The 23,865-nt window shown below is 47.4% G+C and carries 22 protein-coding genes; 9 read left to right on the forward strand and 13 right to left on the reverse strand.

Features of this window, described 5'->3' with window-relative positions; all coding sequences use genetic code 11:
• Window positions 1-35 precede the first annotated feature (35 nt).
• The gene (locus J7I83_RS01625) at window positions 36-2,042 is read left to right on the forward strand and encodes a bifunctional diguanylate cyclase/phosphodiesterase (protein WP_215098942.1); all 2,007 of its coding nucleotides are present in this window, start codon (window positions 36-38) and stop codon (window positions 2,040-2,042) included.
• Between the two features lie 414 nt (window positions 2,043-2,456).
• Here the strand turns inward: J7I83_RS01625 and J7I83_RS01630 are convergent, their stop codons facing one another.
• From J7I83_RS01630 to J7I83_RS01650, 5 genes are all read right to left on the reverse strand, one after another.
• Window positions 2,457-2,924 (reverse strand): threonine/serine exporter family protein, encoded by a 468-nt coding sequence (locus J7I83_RS01630; protein ID WP_215098943.1) that lies wholly within the window; start codon window positions 2,922-2,924, stop codon window positions 2,457-2,459.
• A gap of 12 nt (window positions 2,925-2,936) precedes the next feature.
• A complete protein-coding gene (locus J7I83_RS01635) occupies window positions 2,937-3,692 on the reverse strand; it encodes a threonine/serine exporter family protein (RefSeq protein WP_215098944.1) in 756 nt (251 codons plus the stop codon).
• A gap of 116 nt (window positions 3,693-3,808) precedes the next feature.
• Entirely contained in the window at window positions 3,809-4,948 is a 1,140-nt protein-coding gene (locus J7I83_RS01640; protein WP_215098945.1) for a zinc-dependent alcohol dehydrogenase, read from the reverse strand.
• A 105-nt stretch (window positions 4,949-5,053) separates the two neighbouring features.
• Window positions 5,054-7,213: a beta-propeller domain-containing protein gene (locus J7I83_RS01645; protein WP_215098946.1), complete on the reverse strand. Its 2,160-nt coding sequence runs from the start codon at window positions 7,211-7,213 to the stop codon at window positions 5,054-5,056.
• A 68-nt stretch (window positions 7,214-7,281) separates the two neighbouring features.
• Window positions 7,282-8,463 (reverse strand): alanyl-tRNA editing protein, encoded by a 1,182-nt coding sequence (locus J7I83_RS01650; protein WP_215098947.1) that lies wholly within the window; start codon window positions 8,461-8,463, stop codon window positions 7,282-7,284.
• Window positions 8,464-8,573: 110 nt separating this feature from the next.
• Between J7I83_RS01650 and J7I83_RS01655 the strand changes: the two genes are divergently transcribed.
• A complete protein-coding gene (locus J7I83_RS01655) occupies window positions 8,574-9,485 on the forward strand; it encodes a diacylglycerol/lipid kinase family protein (protein WP_215098948.1) in 912 nt (303 codons plus the stop codon).
• Window positions 9,486-9,554: 69 nt separating this feature from the next.
• Here J7I83_RS01655 and J7I83_RS01660 read toward each other — a convergent pair whose 3' ends face one another.
• Both J7I83_RS01660 and J7I83_RS01665 read right to left on the reverse strand, forming a co-directional pair.
• Window positions 9,555-10,721 carry a saccharopine dehydrogenase C-terminal domain-containing protein gene (locus tag J7I83_RS01660; RefSeq protein WP_215098949.1) on the reverse strand — a complete coding sequence of 389 codons (1,167 nt, stop codon included), beginning with the start codon at window positions 10,719-10,721 and terminating at the stop codon, window positions 9,555-9,557.
• Window positions 10,722-10,742: 21 nt separating this feature from the next.
• Window positions 10,743-12,224, reverse strand: a complete 1,482-nt coding sequence (locus J7I83_RS01665) for an aldehyde dehydrogenase family protein (protein ID WP_215098950.1) — start codon at window positions 12,222-12,224, stop codon at window positions 10,743-10,745.
• A 515-nt stretch (window positions 12,225-12,739) separates the two neighbouring features.
• Here J7I83_RS01665 and J7I83_RS01670 point away from each other — a divergent pair.
• Both J7I83_RS01670 and J7I83_RS17940 read left to right on the forward strand, forming a co-directional pair.
• A complete protein-coding gene (locus J7I83_RS01670; RefSeq protein WP_215098951.1) occupies window positions 12,740-13,606 on the forward strand; it encodes a MerR family transcriptional regulator in 867 nt (288 codons plus the stop codon).
• Window positions 13,599-13,727, forward strand: a complete 129-nt coding sequence (locus J7I83_RS17940; RefSeq protein ID WP_285228658.1) for a hypothetical protein — start codon at window positions 13,599-13,601, stop codon at window positions 13,725-13,727. The genes J7I83_RS01670 and J7I83_RS17940 overlap by 8 nt, the downstream gene beginning before the upstream one ends.
• A 54-nt stretch (window positions 13,728-13,781) precedes the next feature.
• Here J7I83_RS17940 and trhO read toward each other — a convergent pair whose 3' ends face one another.
• The 4 genes from trhO to J7I83_RS01690 all read right to left on the reverse strand — a co-directional run bounded on the left by trhO (window position 13,782) and on the right by J7I83_RS01690 (window position 17,737).
• Complete coding sequence (gene trhO, locus J7I83_RS01675; RefSeq protein WP_215098952.1) at window positions 13,782-14,744, reverse strand: oxygen-dependent tRNA uridine(34) hydroxylase TrhO; 963 nt, start codon at window positions 14,742-14,744, stop codon at window positions 13,782-13,784.
• 253 nt (window positions 14,745-14,997) lie between these two features.
• Entirely contained in the window at window positions 14,998-15,948 is a 951-nt protein-coding gene (locus J7I83_RS01680) for a 2-hydroxyacid dehydrogenase (RefSeq protein ID WP_215098953.1), read from the reverse strand.
• Between the two features lie 75 nt (window positions 15,949-16,023).
• Window positions 16,024-16,635, reverse strand: a complete 612-nt coding sequence (locus J7I83_RS01685; protein WP_215098954.1) for a DedA family protein — start codon at window positions 16,633-16,635, stop codon at window positions 16,024-16,026.
• 13 nt (window positions 16,636-16,648) lie between these two features.
• The gene (locus J7I83_RS01690; RefSeq protein WP_215098955.1) at window positions 16,649-17,737 is read right to left on the reverse strand and encodes a metallophosphoesterase; all 1,089 of its coding nucleotides are present in this window, start codon (window positions 17,735-17,737) and stop codon (window positions 16,649-16,651) included.
• 368 nt (window positions 17,738-18,105) lie between these two features.
• Here J7I83_RS01690 and J7I83_RS01695 point away from each other — a divergent pair, with 368 nt between their 5' ends.
• From J7I83_RS01695 to J7I83_RS01715, 5 genes are all read left to right on the forward strand, one after another.
• Window positions 18,106-18,453, forward strand: a complete 348-nt coding sequence (locus J7I83_RS01695) for a lmo0954 family membrane protein (protein WP_215098956.1) — start codon at window positions 18,106-18,108, stop codon at window positions 18,451-18,453.
• 13 nt (window positions 18,454-18,466) lie between these two features.
• Window positions 18,467-19,114, forward strand: a complete 648-nt coding sequence (locus J7I83_RS01700; RefSeq protein ID WP_215098957.1) for a PspA/IM30 family protein — start codon at window positions 18,467-18,469, stop codon at window positions 19,112-19,114.
• A gap of 182 nt (window positions 19,115-19,296) precedes the next feature.
• Complete coding sequence (gene liaF / locus J7I83_RS01705; RefSeq protein ID WP_215098958.1) at window positions 19,297-19,995, forward strand: cell wall-active antibiotics response protein LiaF; 699 nt, start codon at window positions 19,297-19,299, stop codon at window positions 19,993-19,995.
• Window positions 19,992-21,038 carry a sensor histidine kinase gene (locus J7I83_RS01710; RefSeq protein WP_215098959.1) on the forward strand — a complete coding sequence of 349 codons (1,047 nt, stop codon included), beginning with the start codon at window positions 19,992-19,994 and terminating at the stop codon, window positions 21,036-21,038. The genes liaF and J7I83_RS01710 overlap by 4 nt, the downstream gene beginning before the upstream one ends.
• Window positions 21,013-21,648 (forward strand): response regulator transcription factor, encoded by a 636-nt coding sequence (locus J7I83_RS01715; RefSeq protein WP_215098960.1) that lies wholly within the window; start codon window positions 21,013-21,015, stop codon window positions 21,646-21,648. Before J7I83_RS01710 ends, J7I83_RS01715 begins: the two co-directional genes overlap by 26 nt.
• Before the next feature lie 45 nt (window positions 21,649-21,693).
• On the opposite strand, the gene mbcS is transcribed toward J7I83_RS01715, so the two are convergent.
• Together mbcS and J7I83_RS01725 are read right to left on the reverse strand one after the other, a co-directional pair.
• On the reverse strand, window positions 21,694-23,271 hold the full coding sequence (gene mbcS, locus J7I83_RS01720) for an acyl-CoA synthetase MbcS (RefSeq protein ID WP_215098961.1): 1,578 nt from the start codon (window positions 23,269-23,271) through the stop codon (window positions 21,694-21,696).
• 25 nt (window positions 23,272-23,296) lie between these two features.
• Complete coding sequence (locus J7I83_RS01725) at window positions 23,297-23,863, reverse strand: YIP1 family protein (protein ID WP_215098962.1); 567 nt, start codon at window positions 23,861-23,863, stop codon at window positions 23,297-23,299.
• Between the last annotated feature and the right edge of the window lie 2 nt (window positions 23,864-23,865).

The following is a 23,865-nucleotide window of genomic DNA, read 5'->3' on the forward strand; positions in this document are numbered from 1 at the left end:
AATGAAAGTACACTACGGTTAAGGAGCGTCAAAGAATGAGCGAATTGCAAGGAAAGTTAGCTGACACCCTCGTTTTTAACCATATTCCTTTCCCCATCATCATTATAGATCAAAACGGCTTGATTGCCTGGTGCAACCAGCATGCTGAGCGCGTTTTCCAAATAGAATCCGAAGCGGTCAAGGGCCAGCTTTCTCCTTATATGAATCCTGAAAAAGCAGCGTTAAGCAAGCATTCATGGGACAAATTACTGCATACTGAGGAACCGGTGAAATTTGAAGATGTGGAAATAGAATTGGGCGATGGAATAAAGGCATATACAACAGTTGTGGCCAAATCCTATACTTCCAATAACGAACAGTTCGTGATGACGATTTACGAACTGGATGAAGGGGATGAAGAAGGCTCTGCCCCTAAAGAATTAAACCATTTGCGCAATGGTTTGGATGACTCTTTCATGCTACTTTATTTTGATCAGGAATTTCTGATTACATATGCAAATCCCTTGTTTTTGAAATTGAGCAAGTGGACACCAAAACGGATATTGGGCAAGCCTATCTGGCATATGTTTGGAGACGGTGAAGCGGATGTCCAATTTGTCGATTCCATTCTATCCACCTTAAGACAAGGAAATGTTTGGAATGGCGAAGCGAAAAAAGTGAAAAAAGATGGAGAGATTTACTGGGTTGATTTGACAGCCATCCCTATGCAGCTTTCCACCGATGACACGTATTACATTTTCCTGGAAAAAGACATAACAGCCAACAAGAAAGCCCAGCAGCATCTTGAGGAAATTGCTTTTATCGATCCCGTGACAGGTTTAGAGAACCGTCATCGGCTTGAACAGGTGGTTAATGAATACATAGAGGAAGGACGCCATTTCTCCTTTATTTTCCTGGATATTGACCGTTTTTATACTTTGCGTGATGTATCGGATACAGACACTGAAAACGAATTGCTCATCGAATTCACCAAGCGCCTGCGGATGTACTTTTCAGACTCCATCATTACACGCGCCGGCCTGCACGAGTTCGCTTTGGTGACGCCATTGAGCAACTGGTTTATCGAAGGCTTTCTTCAGTACCTTAAGCAGCACCCAATCTATCTGCAAGGTACGGCGGTGCCAATGACCATCAGCGGCGCCATTACGAAATACCCTGACGACCAGCAAAGCTTCATGCATTTGATCAAAGCTTCCTATGCGACGATCAAAAAAGTGAAAGACCGCGGAGGCAGTGCCATTTCTGCGCTGACATCCGATGACCATGAACGACTGAACCGCAAAGCCCTTATCGAAAAGCGGCTGATTTATGCGTTGGACCGCCAAAATCTGCAACTCTTGTATCAGCCACAGGTAAACTTGAACAACGGCAAAGTCGAACGCGTAGAAGCATTGGTACGTTGGACCGATTCAGAAATCGGTGTGGTCACTCCTGACGAACTGATTCCCATTGCAGAAGAAAATGGCTTGATCAACGAAATTGGCAGCTTTGTCATTGAAACCGCCTGTAAGCAATTGAGTGACTGGCAATCCAAAGACATCGACCTACAGATCAGCATCAACTCATCTATCCGCGAATTCAGGGACAAGGATATGGCGAAAATGCTGCTCGAGCAGCTGAAGATCAATAATTGCAAAGCTAGCTCATTAATGATTGAAATCACCGAGAAATTCGCCCTCGAAGCCGAAGCCGAACGTTCGATCATGACTCAGATGAAGATTCTTCACCAGGAAGGCATAAGTTTTGCACTGGATGATTTTGGAACTGGCTACGCTTCGTTCCGTTATATGCTTATGCTGCCAATATCTTCATTAAAGATAGATCAAATGATTATTCAATCCATCACCAAGCAAGAAAAAATACAAAAATTGATCAACGGCATGATTCAGTTCGGCAAATCGCTTGATTTCCAGGTAACGGCTGAAGGCGTTGAGACCAATGAACAATTTGAACTTTTGCGCGCCATGGGCTGCGACAGCCTGCAGGGCTACATCATCGGCCACCCGATGACTGCAGCAGATTTGGAAAAATGGCTGGGGTAAACAGAAAAGCGGAAGTGCCCGTGTAGATTCGACGGGCATAAGGCGCGCTGGCTGTGCGGCATGGCTTCAGCCGCACAGCCAGAGTGACTTATGACCCTAGAATCTGGGCACTGGAGCTGGACAAAACAGAAAAGCGGAAGCGCCTGTTCAGCTCTGACAGGTGTAAGACGATCTGGCGAAGCGGCATTTTCTCAGCCGCACAGCCAGAGTGACTTACATCCCGAAGAGCTAGGCGCTGGAGCTGGACAAAACAGAAAAGCGGAAGCGCCTGTTCAGCTCTGACAGGTGTAAGGCGGACCAGCAGAGTGGCGTTCTTTGTCACGCTGCTGGGTTGACTTATGACCCGAGGAGCTAGGCGCTTGCAACTGGACAACAAGAAAAACACAAAATAAAAATGGGTCTGACAAACAAGAATCACTCTTGTGTCAGGCCCATTTTTCTCTGTATTCTTCTTGCCTGACGCTTAAAGTACAGCTGCATCAGCACTTCCGCAAAGACCAGTCCCATGGCGACAGCGCCGGAGATCATCAATGCTTCGGAAGCAAAAGCGATAGCTTCCAGGTGATTATTTTCAACAATGTTTCGCATGGCATTATACGCTTTACTTCCCGGCACTAAAGGGATGATTCCCGCGATACTGAATATGATCATCGGCATCCGGAATTTCCTGGCCAGTAAATGCGCTACGATAGAGACAGCAAATGCGCCGGCAAAAGAAGCCTGAACCGAATCATCAAAGGCCAGGAAGAATACGCGGTAGATGAGCCAGCCGCTCATCCCGACCAACCCACAGCTGACCAGGGTCCGGCGCGGGGCATTGAACATGACGCCGAATGCGCCTGCTGCCAAAAAACTGAGAAATGCTTCCAATGGCCAGTTCATCTGATCTCCTCCTTAAAATGATAGCACCACAGCGACTCCTGCGCCGATGGCAAATGCCGTCAAAAAAGCCTCGGCTCCTTTAGATAACCCAGATATAAAATACCCTGCCATCAAATCCCGTACCGCGTTGGTAATCAGCAATCCAGGAACCAGCGGCATAATGGAGCCAATGATCAATGTATCCAAATTTGTCGCGAATCCGGTATAGACAGCGATGGACGCCAGTATTCCGATGATAAAAGCGCCGATGAATTCAGCAAAAATCTTTACCCGTGTTTCGGTCAAAATAGTGTCCACAATGAAAAATCCGATTCCACCGATTACAAAAGGAAAAGGGATATTGCCCCAACTGCCACCCAGTAAAATAAAAAAGCAGGCACTCGCTACGGAAGCGGCCAGGGTCTGCACCCATATACTGGTTCGGTAATTGGTTTGGTCGATAATCATCATTTCATCATAAGCCTGTTGCAATGTATATTCACCAGCCACCAGGTTCCGTGAAACGGCATTGACAAGAGCGACCCGTTCCAGGTCGGTGCTCTGGTTATTGACTCGAACAAATCGTGTAGCCAGCTCTTCACTTGGAGAAAACATGATGCCTGTCGGTGTGACGAAGCAATGGGAGTTGACCATATTTTGTGATACAGCCATCCGGATCATCGTATCCTCCACGCGGTAAGTCTCGGCTCCGCTCTCCATCATGATTCTGCCGGCCAGCAAAAAACAATCCAGCGCGAGTTCACGCCGGGTCTCTCCTATTTGCGCCACATGTTTCTCTCCTCTCGCTGTCGGTTTCTGTACTTATCATAACTCACATAGACAAAAAATTAAACGCCCCGACTCTTCGGGACGTTTAATAAGCTTTACTGCACGTATATGGGTAATTATGGTTTCAATATGACTTTAGTACAATTGTCCTGATGGTCATTAAAAATTTGATAGGCATCACTAGCACTTTCCAATGGCACAATGTGCGAAATGATTTCGCGTGGATCGAATTCTCCATTTTCAATTTTTTCATACAGCATCGGCATCAAGTGGATCACTGGAGCCTGCCCCATTTTCAAAGTAACATTACGCTCGAACATATTTCCAAGCGGAAATTGATTGTAAGTCAATCCGTAAACTCCTGTCAACTGAATCGTCCCGAACTTGCTGACAGCATCTTTGGCGATGTTAATGGCACTGAGTGTACCTCCCTGGAGCATCAGTTTTTGCTGTGCAGCTTCTGCTGGAGATTTCTTGCCGTCCATTCCAACACAATCGATTACAACATTTGCTCCACCTTGCGTGATTTCGTGGATTAAGGCCCCTGTATTGTCATGCTTGCTGAAATCGACAATTTCCACATTGTTCATTTTTTTAGCAAGTTCCATTCTGTAAGGAACTTCATCCACCGCGATTACGCGGCTGGCACCTTGCATCCAGGCAAACTTTTGGGTCATCAGTCCAATAGGACCACAGCCCAGAACGACTACAGTATCCCCTTTTTTCACTCCGGCATGTTCAACGCTCCACCAGGCAGTCGGGAGGACATCAGATAGGAACAGCAACGATTCATCCTCCAGTTCAGAGGATTCCGGAACTAAAAGAGGCATGAAATTTCCGTAAGGCACACGCAAATACTCGGCTTGTCCGCCTGAATAATCGCCATAGCGTTCCGTCAGGCCGAAATATCCGCCGGTATCGAAATGGGGGTTGTCATTCGAGTTGTCACACTGGCTTTCCATTTCATTGCTGCAGTAAAAGCATTTTCCGCAACTGACGTTAAAAGGCAGAACAATGCGGTCTCCTTTTTTCACTTTGGTGACATCGGGTCCGACTTCTTCTACAATGCCCATCGGTTCGTGCCCAATAACCGTGTCCTTTGTGGTCGGCAATGCGCCTTGATAAATATGCAAATCTGTACCACATATGGCGGTAGAAGTTATTTTTACAATGATATCGTCTTTTTTCTGAATTTCTGGATCTTTGACATTTTTCACTTGCATGTTTTTCGTCCCTTGAAACGTTACTGCTTTCATCAGTATCCCTCCCGTTCTAGTTTTCAGAATACTCCTCAGCTTCCCTTTTTTTGCTAGTTAAAAACATAAAAAAAGAAGAGGCAAATAGAAATTTGCCTCTTCTCGCTATTGATTGAATGCCAGACTGCCGATCGGTTCGAAGGTTTCCATGTTATAGCACTTGATTTCACCATTCGCCACTGTGTACAGCTCCCCGCCAATGTAGAGGATGCGCTGAATGGCGGTATTCCAGTCTTCGTATTGGCTATCGGTTGGTTCGATTAAGCTTGCTGCTTGAGAAATCCCGTCTGGTGTAATGGTGTAGATGAGCGCACCTTCGCCTTCAAATTCCACATAATCACCCGTGGATTCCTCGTAAAGTGCTGCCGGAAAGCCGAACAGATTCTTCTCCTTATGCGTAAACAAAGCCTTATGGTCGTATTGAAGCGTCGAATAAGTTCCAGGTCCTCCGATAATCTCGGTGTCTTTCTCTACCGGATCACTAAAGTCGCTGACATCAAACAAGGAGATCTTCATGCCTCCCGTAACAACGCGTGGTTCTCCGTTCTTTACAGGCAACAGCTTCGTGTCATAGCCAAAGCCGATCAAATGATCGTCATCCAGCGGATGCAGGTAATTTGAGAAGCCCGGTATCTTCAGTTCTCCGAGCACCTGTGGGGAAGAAGGCTCCGAAACATCGATGACGAACAGCGGGTCGGTTTCTTTAAAAGTCACCATATAGGCCTTGTCACCGATAAAACGGGCCGAATAAATCCGCTCTCCCGGGGCCAAGTCTTCCACCGATCCTACCTGATTCATTTGTCCATCGAGAATAAACAGATGATTCTTTGACGGAGAAGCCAGATCCCATACAACTCCTTCTGTCGTCACTGCACGGAAATAACCATTGTGCTCATCCATTGAAAACTGGTTGAGCAGAGAGCCCGTTATTTCTGCAGAAGCCAGAAACTCGACAGCTGTGCCATCCAATTCAAATTTGAATACTTCCGTATTGGCCTGCTGCGGCAGCCAAATTGCCATTTCCCTGCTGGCCTGCGTTTCATCATTTAAGGGAACATAGGCAGCGGCCGTTAAAAAGAGATTTTCTTCATTCATGTAAAGCTGTTCGCTGCCCCCTAAAAATCCTTCTGTCGAGATGTCATTGGTTTCGGGCTCGTTCAAATCGATTGCCGTGATGACGCTGTAGCTGCCTTCCGTGGTTCCTGGCAGTATAGCGATGCTGTCGTAAGGCAAAGGCTCAAGCTCTCCGCCGTTCTTCGAGTCGTAGCGGTGCGGGCGCAGTTCAGGCTCACTTTGTTCTTCCAGAACCCAATAATCCGGATAGACATTGGTCACAAAATAAAGGATATTGTTGGTCAGTCTCGCGCCGCTCAAATTTCCTTCAGCGCCGAATTCACGGATCAACCGAGGAGATTGTGGGTTGCTGACGTCATATAAATAGATGGATGTGAGGCCTAAATACGGCGACTGGCTGTGAGGCAGTCGAAAGTCATCCATTGGCATGGCTGAATAGCTGCTGCCCAGGATTACCAATGTGTCGCCTGACAGGAAAAGCTGTTGCGGGTAAGTTTCTTCTGTGAAAGGCAGCTCAGCTGCAACAGCCATTTCCTCGGAATTTCGAACATCTGAAATCATGACACGACCCTCACTGATAGAGTAGATATACGAACCATCCGTTTTCACCAAATCGGCTTCGTCTACTCCCTCCACCTGGTTGTTGGTGGTGGAATAATCGCCCCCAGCTCCCGCTTCGCTTTCACCAGATGTAGAGTCACTCGATTCGGCCGTTTCTTCTCCGCTTTCAGCAACAGTGCCGCCGTACCACTCATTATTCTGCTGCATCTCCAGCAGTTGTGCAAAATAATTCCGCAGCTCTTCTTTACCTGAAATTTGCTCCAATTGTTCCTGCACAGTGAATGAAACTTCCGTATTTACTAAGCTTTTCAAAAAGCTGTTTTTTAATGCCGCTCTTTTAATATGCAATTGATATTCGCCTGTCGGAATTTCCGGGATTTCCAATGTCTTTCCATTGTCGTGGATGATCATTTCAACATCGACTGTTTGTCCCTGCGAGTCCGTGATATACACATTCCCCTTATCGATGGCATCCTGCTGGAGCTCTGAAGAAAAATTGGCTTTCCAGCCCTGCTCCGCCAATGCGACAGTAGAAGCGCTTACCGATACTTTATCATTGAGAAAAACAAACACCAGACCAAACAATGCAGCCGCAATGGCAGCAATCGCCCAAACCTTTTTATTCTTCACGATGCTTCACGCCCTTTCAGACATCCCTTTTCCCATTAGACAGAGAAGCATTGGAAAAGTTACAGCTTTCATTTGAAATTTTTCAAGGTTTCCCGAAAGACATTCTGAAATGCTTCCGGCGCTTTGGCAGTTCTGCCACCGCCCTGGGCAAATTGTGCGTTTCCTCCGCCTTTGCCTTCAGTCAATGCCAGAAGCTGCTTGAGCACTTCACGCATATCGCCCGTTGCCTGTTCACCTTTTGCGCACACCAGCCTCATGTCTCCTTCTGCTGCATTAATGAACAGCAGCGTCGCTGATGTATGCTTGCCAGTCACCAGGCGGGCAAGCTGCTGCAACTCTTTAACTGGACGTCCTTCGAAAACTCGTTCTACTATGCCATCGATTGGGAGAATCGTTTCTGCTTCAAGGCTCAGCACTTGTTCCTGAAGGTTTTTGATTGTTTTATCAGCTGCGGCTTTTTCAACCAGTAAGGCTTTAGCGGCCTCCGGCAATTCAGCAGTTGGCGCATTTAATTGGACCACCAATTTGTCTGTGGTTTCCATCAGAAAGTTAAAATAATTCAAGGCCCGTGTGCCACACAAAAAATAAACCCGCATGCCGCCTTTCGCTTTCTCCGTCGAAATGATTTTTAACAGCCCGATATCTGCCGTATTTCGGGGGTGGGTGCCTCCACAGGCATTCAAGTCGATGCCGTCGATTTCCACCAGACGAATATCTCCCTCCACTGTTGGCGGTTTTCTTAGCGCAAGCATATTGGCCTCGTCGTTAGTGACCCAGCGAGCAGAGATGGCCAGGCGTTGGCGGATCAGCTGATTGGCCATTTTTTCCACGCTCTTCAGCTGTTTGTTTGTTGCTGTATCCAAGTCCAGATCGATGGACACACGCTCCTGCCCCAAATGAAAACTCTGGGTCTTTAAGCCATAGCTGTCTTCAAACAAAGCGCTCAATAAATGCTGGCCTGCATGCTGCTGCATGTGATCCCACCTTCTTTGCCAATCCACTTCGGCAGAGAAACTTTCTTTCGGCAGCTGAATATCCGTATAATGTCGGATCTCCCCTTCGACTGTCTGGACATCCACCACTTTTGCAGGCCCGATTCTTCCAGTATCTGCCGGCTGTCCGCCACATTCAGGGTAAAAGCAGCTTTGATCCAGAACGGCATAATAGCCGGCTCCATCTTTTGCACTGCTCAACACCTGCACGGATGCTTTTGAAATCTCCGAATCTTTGTAATATAATTTCATTGTCATATCGATCCCTCTTTTTTATCAGTCTAGTTATTTTGCTGGTTCCGGTTGTTTACGGAATCGCTGGAAGTGGAATTATAAAAGTAAACAGAAGTACAGGAGGGCACAAAAAAATGCCTAAGTTCAATCGTTCCGTATTATTGTATAACGGCAATGCAGGAGCGTCTACGATAGACTCTGTCCTGAAGCTCGCCGTTCCCCATCTGGCCGAAGCATCCAAATCACTCGAGCTGATCCAAACCGCTTCACCCGAAGAATTCGAAAGTGCCTGTCAGAAAGCTGCAACCTATGCCGATATCCTGTTTATTGCCGGAGGCGATGGAACTGTCCATTCTGCGGTTCGGGCCCTATCCAGTCTTCCCGATGCTCCTCCAATCGCTATCATTCCAAGCGGGACCTGCAACGACTTTGCGCGCACCTTGAATATTCCGTTGGACCTGGATTTGGCGTCTTCAGAACTGGTCAACGGGCAAATCAAAGAAATCGATACCGGGAAAATCAATGGCGGCTCATTTCTTAACTTTGCCGGAATCGGCTTGATCACCGATGCTTCTTCCAATATCGACCCCCACCTAAAAGAACGCTACGGGAAACTCAGTTATTTCATGAGTGCGCTGCAATCCATGCGGCAGGCGACCCCGTTCTCGGTGTATTTGAAAATCGACGGCATCAGCTACGCTGAGGAAGGCGTGCTGGTGCTTATCATGAACGGCAATTCAATCGGTACTCATAACTTCCCAATGGCAACAATCGATCCAGCAGATGGCCTATTGGACCTGTTCATCATTCAAACATCTTCTCTGGCCGCATTGCGCGAATGGTTTTCACTGTCCCAGCCAGAAGTCGTGACAGAAGAACTGGAACACATCGTCCATTATCAGGGCCGGTCCATCTCTGTCAAAACTGACGAAGAGCTGGATGTCGATACCGATGGCGAAATCTATCTGACAACACCGCTGGACATTGAAATTGTTCCTGGCAACTTGAAAATGCTGGTCCCAAAGAAAGTGGAAGAACTTATTTAAACCATAGAAAAAGGATGGCTCCGACAGGAACCATCCTTTTTCACTTTACTTCTTCATCCAGCCAAGCCTTTAGTTCTGTAAAGCAGAACGATGGACGATTTCTTTAATATCAACGCCGCGCTTTGCCATCTCCGCTATATATTCATCTCCTGGAACGATCATTTCTGGAGGATAGGCTCCCCGCTTGTCGATCACTCCCTTGCCGATCATCTGCGCCACAACTGAAATGGTGTAGGCCGTTGCACGTGCCATTGCAGTGACCCCTGTTTCCTGCTCTTTCATCGTCACCATATTGTATTCATAGCTGATTTCCTCTCCTGCTTTTACTCCTGATACGAGCACCCGCAAAACGACGGCATCCTGCTTGTCTCCCAGTTCTGTTATCGGTTCGAGCACGGCTTTTAAAACAGCACGAAGCCTCACTTTACGCCCTTCCACTTCAACCGTTTTCATCCGGTCTGTAAAGCCCAGATCCCTCAGCAGCTTGAATTTCTCAGCGTGGCCTTTATAGCGCAAAGTTTTGTATTCCAATGAATTTACATCGCTGAAGGTATCTGTCAAAGTAGATGTTCCGCCCGAGGTGTGGAAAGCCTCCAGTTCGCCGAAGCCTTCAAATTCCACATACTCAATTTCGGATAAGGATTCAACCTCCAGTAGCCTGCCGGCGCGGATCACATGCGATTTGTCTGTGTAATGGTCAAAAACACCTTCCAGCGAAAAAACATGATTGTATTCCAGCGGAGGTTCCGGATGGACAGGAATGCCACCGACAAATAATCGGATATCAGATACTTGATCCAGCTTGCTGGCGCCGTATCCTGTCAGGATATTGATCATTCCCGGTGCCACACCCAAGTCCGGAATCAATGTGACGCCTTTTTGCTGCGCTTGTTCATGCATCTCCAGCACCGCTTCTGTTGCTCCCCCGATATGGCCGCCCAAATCCACTGCGTGGACACCGCATTTGAGTGCAAGTGCTGCCACTTTTTCATTAAAAGTGTAGAACAGGGCGTTGATGACGATATCCCCTTTTGAAATGGCCGCCGCCAAGGCTTCATCATCGCTGGCATCCAACTCCAGCACTTCCAGCTTGCTGCTGCCGAGCTGCGCTCTGAACTGCTCGGTCGGAATGATATTCCGGTCCGCTAAAAAGACCCGTTCAACAGCTTCGTCGGCAACCAGGTCCCGAGCTGCCTGTTTCCCCATCAATCCAGCGCCTAATACGACGATTTTCATCTTCCTCATCCCCTTTCGCCTTTAAAATTCATTATCAATTTGTGCGCGCTGCAATTTTCCGCTGTAATCGACATACACACTTTTCCATTCAGTAAAGACATCCAATGCCGCGACTCCTGAATCGCGGTGGCCATTGCCCGTACCTTTTGTTCCGCCGAAGGGCAGATGAATTTCAGCACCTGTCGTTCCTGCATTTATATAGACGATTCCGGTATCCAAATCGCGCTGTGCTTTAAAAGCACGATTGACATCTGCCGTGTAAATCGAACTGGACAATCCGTATATCACGCCATTGTTCACCTCAATCGCGCTTTCGAAACTTGTCACTTCGATAATGGATACGACGGGCCCGAAAATTTCTTCCTGCGCAATGCGCATATCCGGCGTCACGTCTGTGAACAATGTCGGTGCGTAATAGTTCCCTTGATCGAAGATGCCACCTGTCAGGATTTGCCCGCCAACCAGCAGCTTAGCTCCTTCCTTTTCACCGATTGCAATGTAGGAATGAATTTTTTCAAGAGCTTTCCGGTTGATGACCGGGCCGACTTTGGTTGATTCATCCGTTCCGTCTCCAATCGTCAATGACTCCATTTTCGACAGCAGACGATTCTGCAGTTCCTGTTTGACGTCTGCATGTACAATTACTCGACTGCAGGCCGTACAGCGCTGGCCGGCGGTTCCAAATGCACTCCAAAGAATTCCTTCGACAGCCAGATCCAGATCAGCATCTTCCATGACGATCACGGCATTCTTGCCGCCCATTTCGAGTGACACTTTTTTCAGGTTGCGGCCTCCTGCCTCCGCCACTTTACGGCCAGTCTCTGTTGACCCGGTAAATGAAATAACCCGGACACCCGGATGCTCGATCAAGGCAGTCCCCACTTCAGCGCCGGCACCGAAGACGATGTTGGCGACACCTTCCGGAAGGCCGACCTCTTCAAATATTCTCGCCATTTCGTATGCCATCATCGGCGTTTCTGTCGCAGGCTTCCAGATAAATGCATTGCCCGCCACTATCGCTGGAAAGGACTTCCAGGTGGCGATCGCTACAGGAAAGTTCCAAGGGGTGATCAGCCCCACTACACCGATTGGCGACCGAATGCTCATCGCAAACTTGTCAGCCAGTTCTGAAGGCGTCGTTTCACCAAATAGGCGCCGCCCTTCCCCCGCCATGTAATAAGCCATATCAATGCCTTCCTGGACTTCGCCACGTCCTTCTTCGATGACTTTCCCCATCTCTTTCGTCAGTACTTGAGCCAGATGCTCTTTTCGTTCTTTCATCAGGTGGCCAATTTCATATAAATAATCCGCGCGTTTAGGTGCCGGTACCTTTGCCCATTTTTTTTGTGCTGCCTGTGCCGCTTTCACCGCCAGGTCGACGTCCTCTGCTGTGGACATCCGGACCTGCGCCAGTTCTTCCCCATTCGCTGGATTCAGGACAGGCCTGAACTCCGCCTGTTCTGCCTGTTGCCATTGGCCATTCACAAAATTGGTCAGTTTCATCATCATTGCTCCTTTCATCCATCAGCTTTTCGATAGCACTTTCAATTTCATTATTTCACAGATATCTAGAAAATCCCATAATATTTCTGAATTATCTGTTTTTATTTTCCGATAGATCATACCATATTATTTATTTTGGGATTTTTTATTCGTATACCTACTTCCAAACTGTAAAAGTTTCCTGTAGAAACAGCGAAGGTGCGTGCCTTACTGCCGCCAAGTGCTTCCGGAACTCCACTCCAGCAATCTGCCACAGAAAAATTAAAATTTCATCCTATTAAATCTCCATCAAGCAGAGCTGCGTCGGCGGGGGTGAAGCGATTATAGAACCACTCAAAATCACTTGCGCATCATCATAATTGCCCCGCCCTTCACCTTCAATTCCTACTGAGAGATTAGAAACCCGTTAATAACGGTCCCTATAAGACAGAAATAATACATTTCAGCGTCTTTTTGCTGAAACTATTGACACTGACGGTGCGTTATAGTGTATTTTAAAGAGTGAGGTGATTAGATTGTACAAAGTACAAGAAGTGGCAAAAATAGCGGGCGTCAGTGTACGGACACTCCATCATTACGACAGCATCGGTTTATTGAAACCGTCAAATATCGGAACCAACCGTTATCGCTACTATAATGGGGGAGATTTAAAGTTGCTCCAACAGATTTTATTCCTGAAAGAATTGGATTTTTCACTAAAAAAAATACAGGAACTTGTGGCTGACGGCTTTGACCGGGAATACGCATTGTCTCAGCACATCGAATTGCTGGAACAGAAAAAACAGCGCATTGAAAACCTGATTCAGAATGCCGAGCTCACGCAACAGGAACTCCAAGGTTCGCAAAGCCTGACGGATGCGGAACGGTTTTCTGCATTCTCCAGTATGAAGTCGGAGGATCTGATCAACAGATACCAAAAGCCTGAAGTCGATTTGCCAATATTTGAGCAGCCAGAAACTCAGGCTGAAACTTCTCAAGCTGCACCCGGATATGCCGAGGAATCAGCTGTCGCTGTTGCCGTTGCTCCCGTGGAAACAGTATTATATGAAGAGCCTGTTGCAGCAAACAGCGAGCCGGTCAAACCGGAAAAAGAAGAAGAAGATTTGGATGAAATCAACCGCGAGGGAGACCGTATTTACAATACAGTCGCCAGTTTGATGCATCTGCCTCCACAGACGGATGCGGTCCAAAAAGAAATGAAAGCTTACTATACGTTGTTGAACCGTTTCTACGACTGTTCTCCGAAAATGTTCCGCGGGCTCGGCGACTTGTATGCATCAGACAGCCGTTTCGCCAATAATATCGATCAGCACGGCCAAGGTTTGGCTAAATACTTGCAGAAAGCGATGTATGTCTACGCTGAAGGATTACTGGATGAGTGAACTTATCGGACCGTGCAGCAATTGCGGGAAAGACGTTTATTGCCGTGATGGCTTTCTTGACGGGGTTTATGTGGATGGGGAACTGGTCTGTTTTGACTGCCAGGAAGAAGTCGACAAGTAATTGAACACAAAAATAAAAGCTGCCGAATTTATCGGCAGCTTTTTTTGCATCCACTTATACTCTAGTTGTTTCCTTCAATGCATTCAAACGCGCCTGCACTTGTTCACCAGTCAAGCCGTGTTCAAAAGCATAGCGGTTGCGCGGGTGTTCCCGGCATTCGTCTGAGCATGAACGCATGTATTTGTGCTCGTTTTCTTCAGAAGCCAAAATCTTCGCGTTGCATTCCGGGTTTGCACAGTTTACGTAACGTTCGCAAGGTTCGCCTGTAAAATGATCTTTCCCAACAATCGTGTGTTCCAGTTGGTTCACCGGCACAGCAATACGCTCATCAAAAACGTATAATTGTCCATCCCATAGGTCGCCTTTCACTTCAGGATCTTTGCCGTAAGTAACGATGCCGCCATGTAGTTGGGCCACATCCTCGAAGCCTTCTTTTTTCAGCCAGCCCGAGAACTTCTCGCAGCGGATTCCGCCTGTGCAATACGTCAAAATTTTCTTACCTTCAAATTGCTCTTTATTTTCACGGATCCATTCCGGAAGATCACGGAAGTTTTCAATATCCGGACGGACTGAATTGCGGAAATGCCCAAGATCGTATTCGTAATCATTGCGTGCATCCAATACGATGGTGTCCTGTTCCTGCATTTGTTTGTAGAATTCAACCGGCTCTAAATAAGTGCCTGTCAGTTCATTCGGGTTGATGTCTTCTTCCAGCCCAAGGTGAACGATTTCTTTTTTCGCACGGACGTGCATTTTTTTGAATGCATGGCCTTCCGCAGCATCGATTTTGAAAACGATGTCCGCGAAGCGCGGGTCGCTTTTCAACAGTTCCATATAAGCTTCTCCCTGTTCGATGGTTCCTGAACATGTGCCATTGATTCCTTCTTCGGAAACAAGGATACGGCCTTTCAGCTCAAGCTCTTTGCATGCTGCCAGATGCTCAGCCGCAAAAGCCTCTGGATCTTCAATCGGTGAATATAAATAATAAAGTAAAACATTGTGTGTATGATTTTGCATGAATCATACCTCCTATTTCTCAATTAGTTTCTGTACCAGAAAAGGCAACAAAAACCTCAATCATTTTACAATAAATAACGGCAAATTTCAACTTTTGCCAGGCTAGAAAAGCACTTTGGACAAGATCATCCCTTAGCTAAGCCGCAAATTCCACCGCAGAACAGCCCTTTGACATCGTTTGGATCCAACTGGCAGCCAATTCTTAAATTTCAAAAAAGACAGCTGAACATCAGCTGTCTTTTCCTGCCTTCACTCAGCAGATTCTATTCTTCACCGGTCTATTTTCGAAACAAGCCTTGATGGCTTCCGCATTCAACGCCATCATCTCGAGGCGCGTCTGGACAGTGGCACTGCCGATATGCGGCAAGACCGTAACATTCGGCAGCGTCAGCAACGGATGATCCAGCGGCACCGGCTCCTGCTCAAATACATCCAGGCCTGCGCCCCAGATTCCGCCCTCTTTCAACGCTTCGTACAAGGCCATCTCATCGACGATGCCACCTCTGGCTGTGTTGATCAGGCAGGCTGTCTCTTTCATCAGCGCCAATTCTTTCGATCCGATCATCCCTTTTGTTTCCGGTGTCAGCGGCGTCAAGATCACTACGTAATCCGAAATCTTCAGCAATTCCTCAAATTCGGCGTAGCGCACGTCTTCAAGGCTTTTGCGCGTGCGATTATGATACAGGATATCCATGCCAAAGCCCTGGGCACGGCGAGCCACCGCCTCACCAATGCGTCCCATACCGATAATGCCAAGCGTGGCACCGGCCACATTCTGTCCGGTCATCCCCATAGGTTTCCAGGATTTCCATTCTCCTGAACGGACTGTTTTCTCCGCTTCAATAATTCTGCGGGCGGTCGCCAATAATAAAGCAAAAGTCAGATCCGCAGTGGATTCCGTCAAGACGTCCGGTGTATTGGTGACCGTTACTCCATGTTTGTGGGCTGCCTCAAGGTCGACATTGTTGTAGCCAACTGCCAGATTGCTGACGATCTTTAAGTTGGGTGCCGCTTCAAACACTTCATTGTCCACCCGATCGGACACCATGGTCCAAAGCGCATACGCCTCTTTTGCTTCCTCGAGCAGTTTTTCACGTGGTGCGGGAGTGTCTTCTTCCGGCCACATCCGGACTTCATATTGTTCTCTCAATCCAGCTACCGCCTGATCCGGCAACTTTTGCGTGATGAATACAATTGGCTTCATAAGAATCCTCCATCCTTTATTATTCCATAATTATAACAATTAAAAAAACTCCCGGCAATTGCCAGCAGTTTCCTGTTAGTTCCGCACTCTTATTTTCTTGACGTAATACCAGACAGCCGCTATTGCACCCAAAGCAATTAAAGCGTAGACGACGTTGGAATACAGCTCCAATTGGTGCATGATCTGCTCTCTATTGTCGCCCACCGCTTCGCCGATAAAAACCAATACAGTGTTCCACAGCAGGGTGCCAAGTGTGGTAAAGCTTATAAACAGCCAGAACTTCATATTCGACATGCCCGCTGGAATGGAAATCAGGCTGCGCAACAAAGGAATCAATCGCCCAAAAAATACCGTCCAAATTCCAAATCGATCAAACCAGGCATCCGCTTTATATATATCCTGCTTTTTCACGCGCAGCCAGCTGCCGTATTTGTCTATGATTTTCTCCAGCCGCGCAACATCCAGCAGCAAGCCGACACTGTACAGAACCGCCGCCCCAACCACCGAACCCGCAGTTGATGCCAGAATCACTCCCGGTATGGTCATCGTGGTCGTAGTCGTCATAAATCCGCCGACCGTCAAAATCACTTCCGACGGAATCGGCGGAAACACATTCTCCAGCATAATGAGCAGGAATATGCCGAAATAGCCATACTCCGACATGACTGAAACAATCCAATCTTCCATATAAACACTCCTTTTAAGAAGACGGCCGGAAATTCATTGTTACCGACCATAATTCTGAACGGCTTCCGAGGCGCAATGGCGGCCCCCAAAATCCGAATCCTGAAGACACGATAAAATGTGTTTCCCTTATCAGCCTGTACCCATAATCCAGTTCAAAAATCTTTTTGGTCAATAAATGATTGGGCCACATCTGCCCTTTATGGGTATGCCCCGACATATGAAAATCCGCGCCTAATTCGACAGGCATTTTCAGATCAGATGGTGTATGGTCCATCACAATCCAGGGCAGTCCCCCTTTTTCAGGCTTTAAGTCGAGCAGCGAGTGCCGGTTGCCGTTGGTCCGGTCTTCACGCCCCGTCAAATAAAAACGATTTGCCACCAGAATAGTTTCATCCCTTAGGATATTCACACCCGATTTTTCCATCAACCGAACTAATAAAGGAATTTTCTTCCCGTAATACTCATGATTTCCTAAAACACCGTAAACGCCAAGACGAGGCTTCAGCTGTTCCATCACCTCTCCCATGCCGTAGCGTGCATACCAGACCGGGTCATCGTCCACCAAATCCCCTGCTAAAAACACGACATCCGGATCGAGTGCATTGGTCTTTTCCACAAAGCGCTTTAAATGGCTTTTGCCTGACAAAACGCCTAAGTGAAAATCGGAGCCGATGACCATGTGCAGTGGTTCTGCCTCTTCCCCGTCCACTGTAACTTCCAAAGTGCGGACTATCGGACTGTAGGCCAAATAAGTGCCGATGATGAATATCACCAGCAAAATCGCTGCTGTGGCGCAACCGATGATGAACACATCGTCTTTAAAATCCACCAATAAGACGATGATATTCGCCACAGGAATCAGCAAAATTGCATACTGCAGAAAAGCGAACCAATACGAACCGAGAATCGTAAAGCCGAGCCATTTATGACCGATTCGTCCAATGATATAGCTGAAGGCAACAATCAGCCAAAAAGCCGTAAAGATCCATGGGTTGAGGCCATCTGCAAAACTGGTCAGCCAGGAATATACCGTCCAGCCAAGATACGCAATAAGCGCCATATAAATCAGTAAAGCACCACTGATGCCTGCCAACAATTTCATAGAAACACGCCTCTTTCTTCTTTTAAGATAGACCATATATGAAGAGTTCATTTTTTTCAATGTGATAAAAAATATTATAGCATTCTGCTTGTCGATATTTCGCAAAAGAGCTCCTGAGAACCCTTCACCCTGTTTCTGCATCGCTTCGCTCCAGACCTTTTATCAAAAACAGGAAAAATACAACAACTTGCTCAATTCTTAGCGCCGGCGCAGCCACGGGCTTGGCTAATGCGAGGTAAAAAGTTTTAATTTAACTGCTGTAGACGCTTCTACGCCTCAGGACCTAGTAAAAGATGCAGTCAGAGACCGTATTGGAAAATGCGTTCACTTAGTATGATTAGGTTAGAAATTGAGAGGAGGAAAATAAGATGAATAAATTTTGGTTAATCACACTCGGCATCATCGCCGGAATCGTCGCCCTTTCCAATCTGGGACCCATCATCGGATTGGCAGTATCCCTATTAATCGTCTACGCAGGGGTGCATTACTACTTAAGAAGCATCTCGACATTGGCGAAAGTATGTTGGGCTTCTATCGCCGTCGTTGGGGGAATCGCAGCCATCTCCAATGTGCCGGCTTTGATCGGCGTCGCCGCTCTTGCCGCTTTGGGGATGATTTACCGCAAATGGAATGGCCAAAGCGTTTCAGTCGCAGCCGTAAAAGAAAGCGATCCATTTACGAATTTTGAACAACAATGGAACAAACTAAACAAATAAGGAGGAAACGAAAATGACAACTTTATGGGACCGTTTTAAATTTGCCGTCGCAACCGACCTGGATTCCGTCGTCGCAAAAAAAGAGGAAAAAAATCCACTCGCATTACTGAACCGCTATATCACAGAAGCAGAAAACCAGACAACAGCTACAGGAAAATGGGTGGAGCGACAAGCTCAGCTGAATGGTAAGCTGGAGAAAGAATTAGCTGAATCGTCCGCTATGCTCGACAAGCGTCAAGGTCAATTAGAACTGGCAGAGACTTCAGGCGAATCCGATCTTGCTGATTTTGCCGCAATGGAAGTTCAAGCTTATGCTGGCCGCGTTGAGGTACTGCAGAACAACCTGAATGAAAATATTGCTGAACTGACTGGTCTGGAACACCGTTACGAGGAAATGAAGCATAAAGTGAAGGACATGAAAGTAAAGCAGCTGCAATTGATGGGCAAAGAAAATGCAACGCGTGCCCACCATCAGATGGATAAAGTATTAAGCCCTGAACTCGTCGCTGAACGTATCGGCTCATTTGACGATATGGCGTCCTATATCACGACACTCGGTGCTAAAGTGGAAGAACGGCACGAGCGCTCAGCGATGGAGCGCCGCTTGGAAACTTTAGAAAAAATAGCGCAAACCAAAAAGAAATTGTTTAAACTGGAGTGAGAAGAAGTTTTCTCTTCTTCTCACCCCAAACTCTAAACGGAAATTGAGACAGAGGATCTGGTATGGAGCCGTTAGTTGCCAATTCACTCTTCTAAATAAGGAAGATTTTTGTCTGTAAGCTCTAATGAGATGAAGTTTTCCTTCTTCTCATTTTTTCTGATACAAAGAAGGAGGCAAAAGCCATGCAGCATTTTTCAACAAACAGACAAGCGTTTTTCCTGCTGAGCGCTTTATTACTGATATTCGTGGAAGCTGCCTTTTTCGGAAACGGCAGTGTGTTTTTGATCCTTCTTGGTATCGGAACCATTTACTATGCGTTAAGAAACAACGTCAAATACCGCCGTTTTTATTTTTGGACAGGCACTTTTCTCATCGGTGTTTCCATTTTATCTATGTGGAGTCTGCGGCTGATGGTTTTCGGACTTGCGATTTACCTCCTGATCCGTTTGTGGAAAGGCGAAGAATGGCTGCAGACTGCACCTCTCTATGCCTCTACAGATACAGGCCTGATCCAGAACAAAGTGATGGCTGCACAAAGCACGCCAATCGAATCTTATGAGTGGAAAGACATTCATGTGCAGGGTTTTATCGGCGACATCCTGGTGGATACCACCCACACCGTGTTGCCGAAAAAAAACTCGCTGATTTCCATCCGGCAGGGTTTCGGGAAAGTCCAGGTTGTGGTGCCGTATGAAGTTCCTGTGCGCGTCTTTTATTCGACGCTGTTGGGGGAAGCTCGTTTTTTTAATGGAAAAAGCCAACGCATTCTTAATGGCACCATTCATACTGAAGACGGCTATCCTGCAGACACTGGCAATAAAGTCGAGTTGATCGTTTCCGTGACCACCTGGATGGGGGATGTCGAGGTGATCCGCAGATGAGACAGATCTTGCCGCGAAGCCTGTTTTTCATTTTCCTTTTCGCATTGATCGTGTTCAGCATCCTTTTTGCGTTGCTCGGCTTGCCGACGCTCAACAGCTGGTCCGTCCTGTGGAAAGATTTTATCGCCGGCCTTCCTTTAGGCATTTGGCTTTTTGTTCTGATGCTCGTTTTGTCTGTCGGCATCTCATGGTGGACCGAGTCCTTGTCACGGGCAAAAGTTCAGGACATTGAAGAGATTTTCCAGGCCCTTTTGCGCAATGAAGACAAGACAGTCGTTCAGGCTGCCCAAATGAAAACCTTACCGCGTAATTTATCCAACTCCATCCTAAAGCTGCAGAAGCTTCTGGAGTCACAACGCAAAAGCTTGGCCCGCATTGCCAACGAACGGGCAGAAACACAAGATCAGATTATCCAGGAACGCCTGATCATGGAACGCCAACGTCTGGCAAGAGAGCTTCATGACTCTGTTTCCCAGCAACTATTCGCCGCTTCCATGCTGCTGTCCTCCATGACCGAAAATGAGGACGTGCAGCCAGGATTACTGCAGACGGAGAAGATGGTCCAACAGGCGCAATTGGAGATGCGTGCATTGCTGCTGCATTTGCGGCCCGCTGCCCTGCACGACAAGAGCCTGCGTCAAGGGCTGTTTGAATTGGTCAGTGAACTGAAGGAAAAAGTCTATTTTACCATCGAGCATAAATTGGAGGAAGTCCCCTTGCAAAAGGGAGCTGAAGACCATCTGTTCCGCATTGCACAGGAAACTTTATCGAATACGCTGCGCCATTCCAAAGCGACCGAAGTACACATCCTGTTTGTCGAACGCGACAATTTTGCGATCCTGCGCATCCAGGACAACGGCGTCGGGTTTGAAAGCGAGCAATCCAAGTCAACCTCCTATGGCCTGAAGCATATTGAAGAACGCGCCATCGAAATCGGCGCAACCAGCAAAATTGTTTCGGTGCCTTCAGAAGGTACGATTGTGGAAGTAAAAGTCCCGATTGAAAGGAAGAAAACCCATGATTCGAATATTATTAGTGGATGACCATGAAATGGTGCGCATCGGTGTCTCTGCCTACCTGCAATCCCAAAAGGACATGGAGATAGCCGGCGAGGCGGCGAACGGCCAGGAGGCAATTGAAATGGCATTAGAGCTGCGGCCAGATCTGATCTTAATGGATATGGTGATGCCGGTCATGAATGGTGCCGAAGCGACAAAAGCCATCATCGACCAGTGGCCGGAAGCCAAGATCATGATTGTCACCAGTTTTCTTGATGACGACAAAGTCTATCCGGCTCTTCAGGCGGGAGCCGTCAGTTACATATTAAAAACTTCGAAAGCTTCACGCATCGCCGACTCTATTCGTGAAACCATGAACGGCACACCTGTCCTCGAGCCCGAAGTCATGACCAAAATGATGAAGCAGATGCGCCACGAACGTGTTCTTCACGCTGAACTGACCGAACGCGAGATGGAAATCCTCCTGTTGCTAGCTGCCGGATTGACTAACCAGGAAATCGCCGATCAATTATTCATCGCTTTGAAAACAGTCAAAACCCACGTCAGCAATATCCTGGCAAAACTGGAGGTCCATGACCGGACCCAGGCGGTCATTTATGCCTTTCAGCACAGACTTATCTCCCCACCTAAATGAATCCATAAAAAAGCCTGACAGTGTTTTCCTGTCAGGCTTTTTTCGTTATACATTCAGTTTTCGCAGTTCTACGCGGCGGATTTTACCCGAGGCGGTCTTCGGCAACTCATCCATAAACTCGATGATACGCGGATACTTATAAGGTGCGGTAATTTCTTTGACGTGGTCCTGCAGCTGCTTCACCAGCGCACCTTTATCCGGAAAATCCAGGGGATTACGGAGCACGACATAAGCTTTAACAATGTTTCCGCGAATTTCATCCGGAGCAGCCACAACCGCACACTCCTGAATGGACGCATGCTTCATGAGCGCATCTTCGACTTCAAAAGGCCCGATTGTGTATCCCGAACTAATGATGATGTCATCACTTCGCCCTTCAAACCAGAAATAGCCATCTTCATCACGCTTTGCCTGGTCTCCGGTTAAATACCAATCGCCGCGAAACGCCGCCTTGGTCCGCTCAGAGTCCCGATAATATTCACGGAACAAAGCCGGACAATCGCGGTGGACGGCAATATCCCCCACTTCTCCGACCGCTGTCGGCTCTCCTTCATCATTGATGATATCGACCGGATTGCCTGGTGTCGGCTTGCCCATCGATCCCGGCTTCACTTCCATATCTTGGAGCGTTCCGACCAGCAGCGTATTTTCCGTCTGGCCATATCCGTCACGGACATTAATATCAAACGCCTGCTGGAACGCCTCGATGACCTGCCGGTTCAGAGGTTCCCCAGCAGACACCGCAGATCTTAATGCTGGCAGTTTATAGGAACTCAGATTTTCCACTTTCGCCATGATCCGGTATTCTGTCGGCGTGCAGCAAAGAACATTAATATTTTCTTCTTTCAATAAATCCAAGTATTTCAAAGCATCGAATGGCCCATTATAAACAAAAGCCGTTGCTCCAAGAGTAATAGTCGACAGGAACGGACTCCAGATCCATTTTTGCCAGCCAGGAGCCGCGGTTGCCCAAACCATGTCGCCACTTTGGACACCCAGCCATTTTGTTGCGGCTGTCCTTACATGTGCGTAGCCCCAGCCATGGACATGAACCACACCTTTCGGATTGCCTGTGGTGCCGGATGTATAGGATAAGAAAGCCATATCTTCCCGATGGGTCGGAACTGCTTCGAATGCCGGCGATTCTTTTTCTGCCAGCTCCTCAAAAGATTGCCATCCCTCTTCTGTGCCCCCGATAATCAATTTATTGTTCAGCGCATCCACTTTTTCATCAATCGAGTTGGTTTCCTCAGTGGTTTTATAGTGGGCGACAATTCCTTTTGCACCTGAATGGTGCATCCGGTAAATCAAATCCTTCTTACGGAGCATTTCTGAACAGGGAATCGCCACAATTCCAGCGCGCAGGCACGCCAAATATGTGATATAAGCTTCTGGAATCCGTGGAAGAATAATCAGCATCCGATCGCCTTTCTCAATGCCAAGCTTCAACAAGGCCTGAGCGTATTGATTCATTTTGCCGACCAGCTCTTTATAAGAAAGATCTTCCCTATTGCCTTCACTGTCGAGCCACCGAATTGCCAATCGGTCGCTTTCTTCTTTGTATTTCTCCAATTCCGAAGTGATATTGTACTGCTCCGGCGCAATTAAATCCTTGAATTCCATAAGATAGCCTCCAATCGATTTTTCTTCACGCTGGCGGGATAATCAAGTAGTAGACGCTTGCCAAAAAAACGAATGCTGCCAATGCCGCCAGATAAGCTTTTTTAGTGGTGAAATTTTGAGTGGTTTTGATGATTTTGGCGCAGACCAGGTACATCCAGACAACACCAACGACCAATAGCACATAAACCAGCGGATGGCCATTTCCGGCTTCTGCCAGATATGGCGCTCCCAAAAGACCCGGCAGCAGCGCAACCGGCGCTGCCCGATTGATGTCACGCAGCAGCCCTTTTCCGCCTAGCCCCTTTGAACCTGCCCAAAGCAGCAGCGCCAGCCCGATTTTTGTAATAAAAGCCATCAAAAGCCCGAAAAGGATGAAAATTGCGGGAACAATGAAGCTTTTCAACAAAGCCGAATCGAAACTCGCTATGTATGAGGCATTTGACGCGATCGAAATCGCGCCATAGCCCAGCCCAACGATGAGCAGCAGCAGATTGCTCACCAATTGGGTTTTCGGCAATTCTAAAAATGACCGAAAAGATGAATCATTCAAAGTAACCATTTTTCCGACCATTTTACTCACCCTTTCTTTCATTC

Origin of the sequence: Planococcus sp. ISL-110, assembly GCF_018613575.1 — a bacterium.
GTDB lineage: Bacteria > Bacillota > Bacilli > Bacillales_A > Planococcaceae > Planococcus.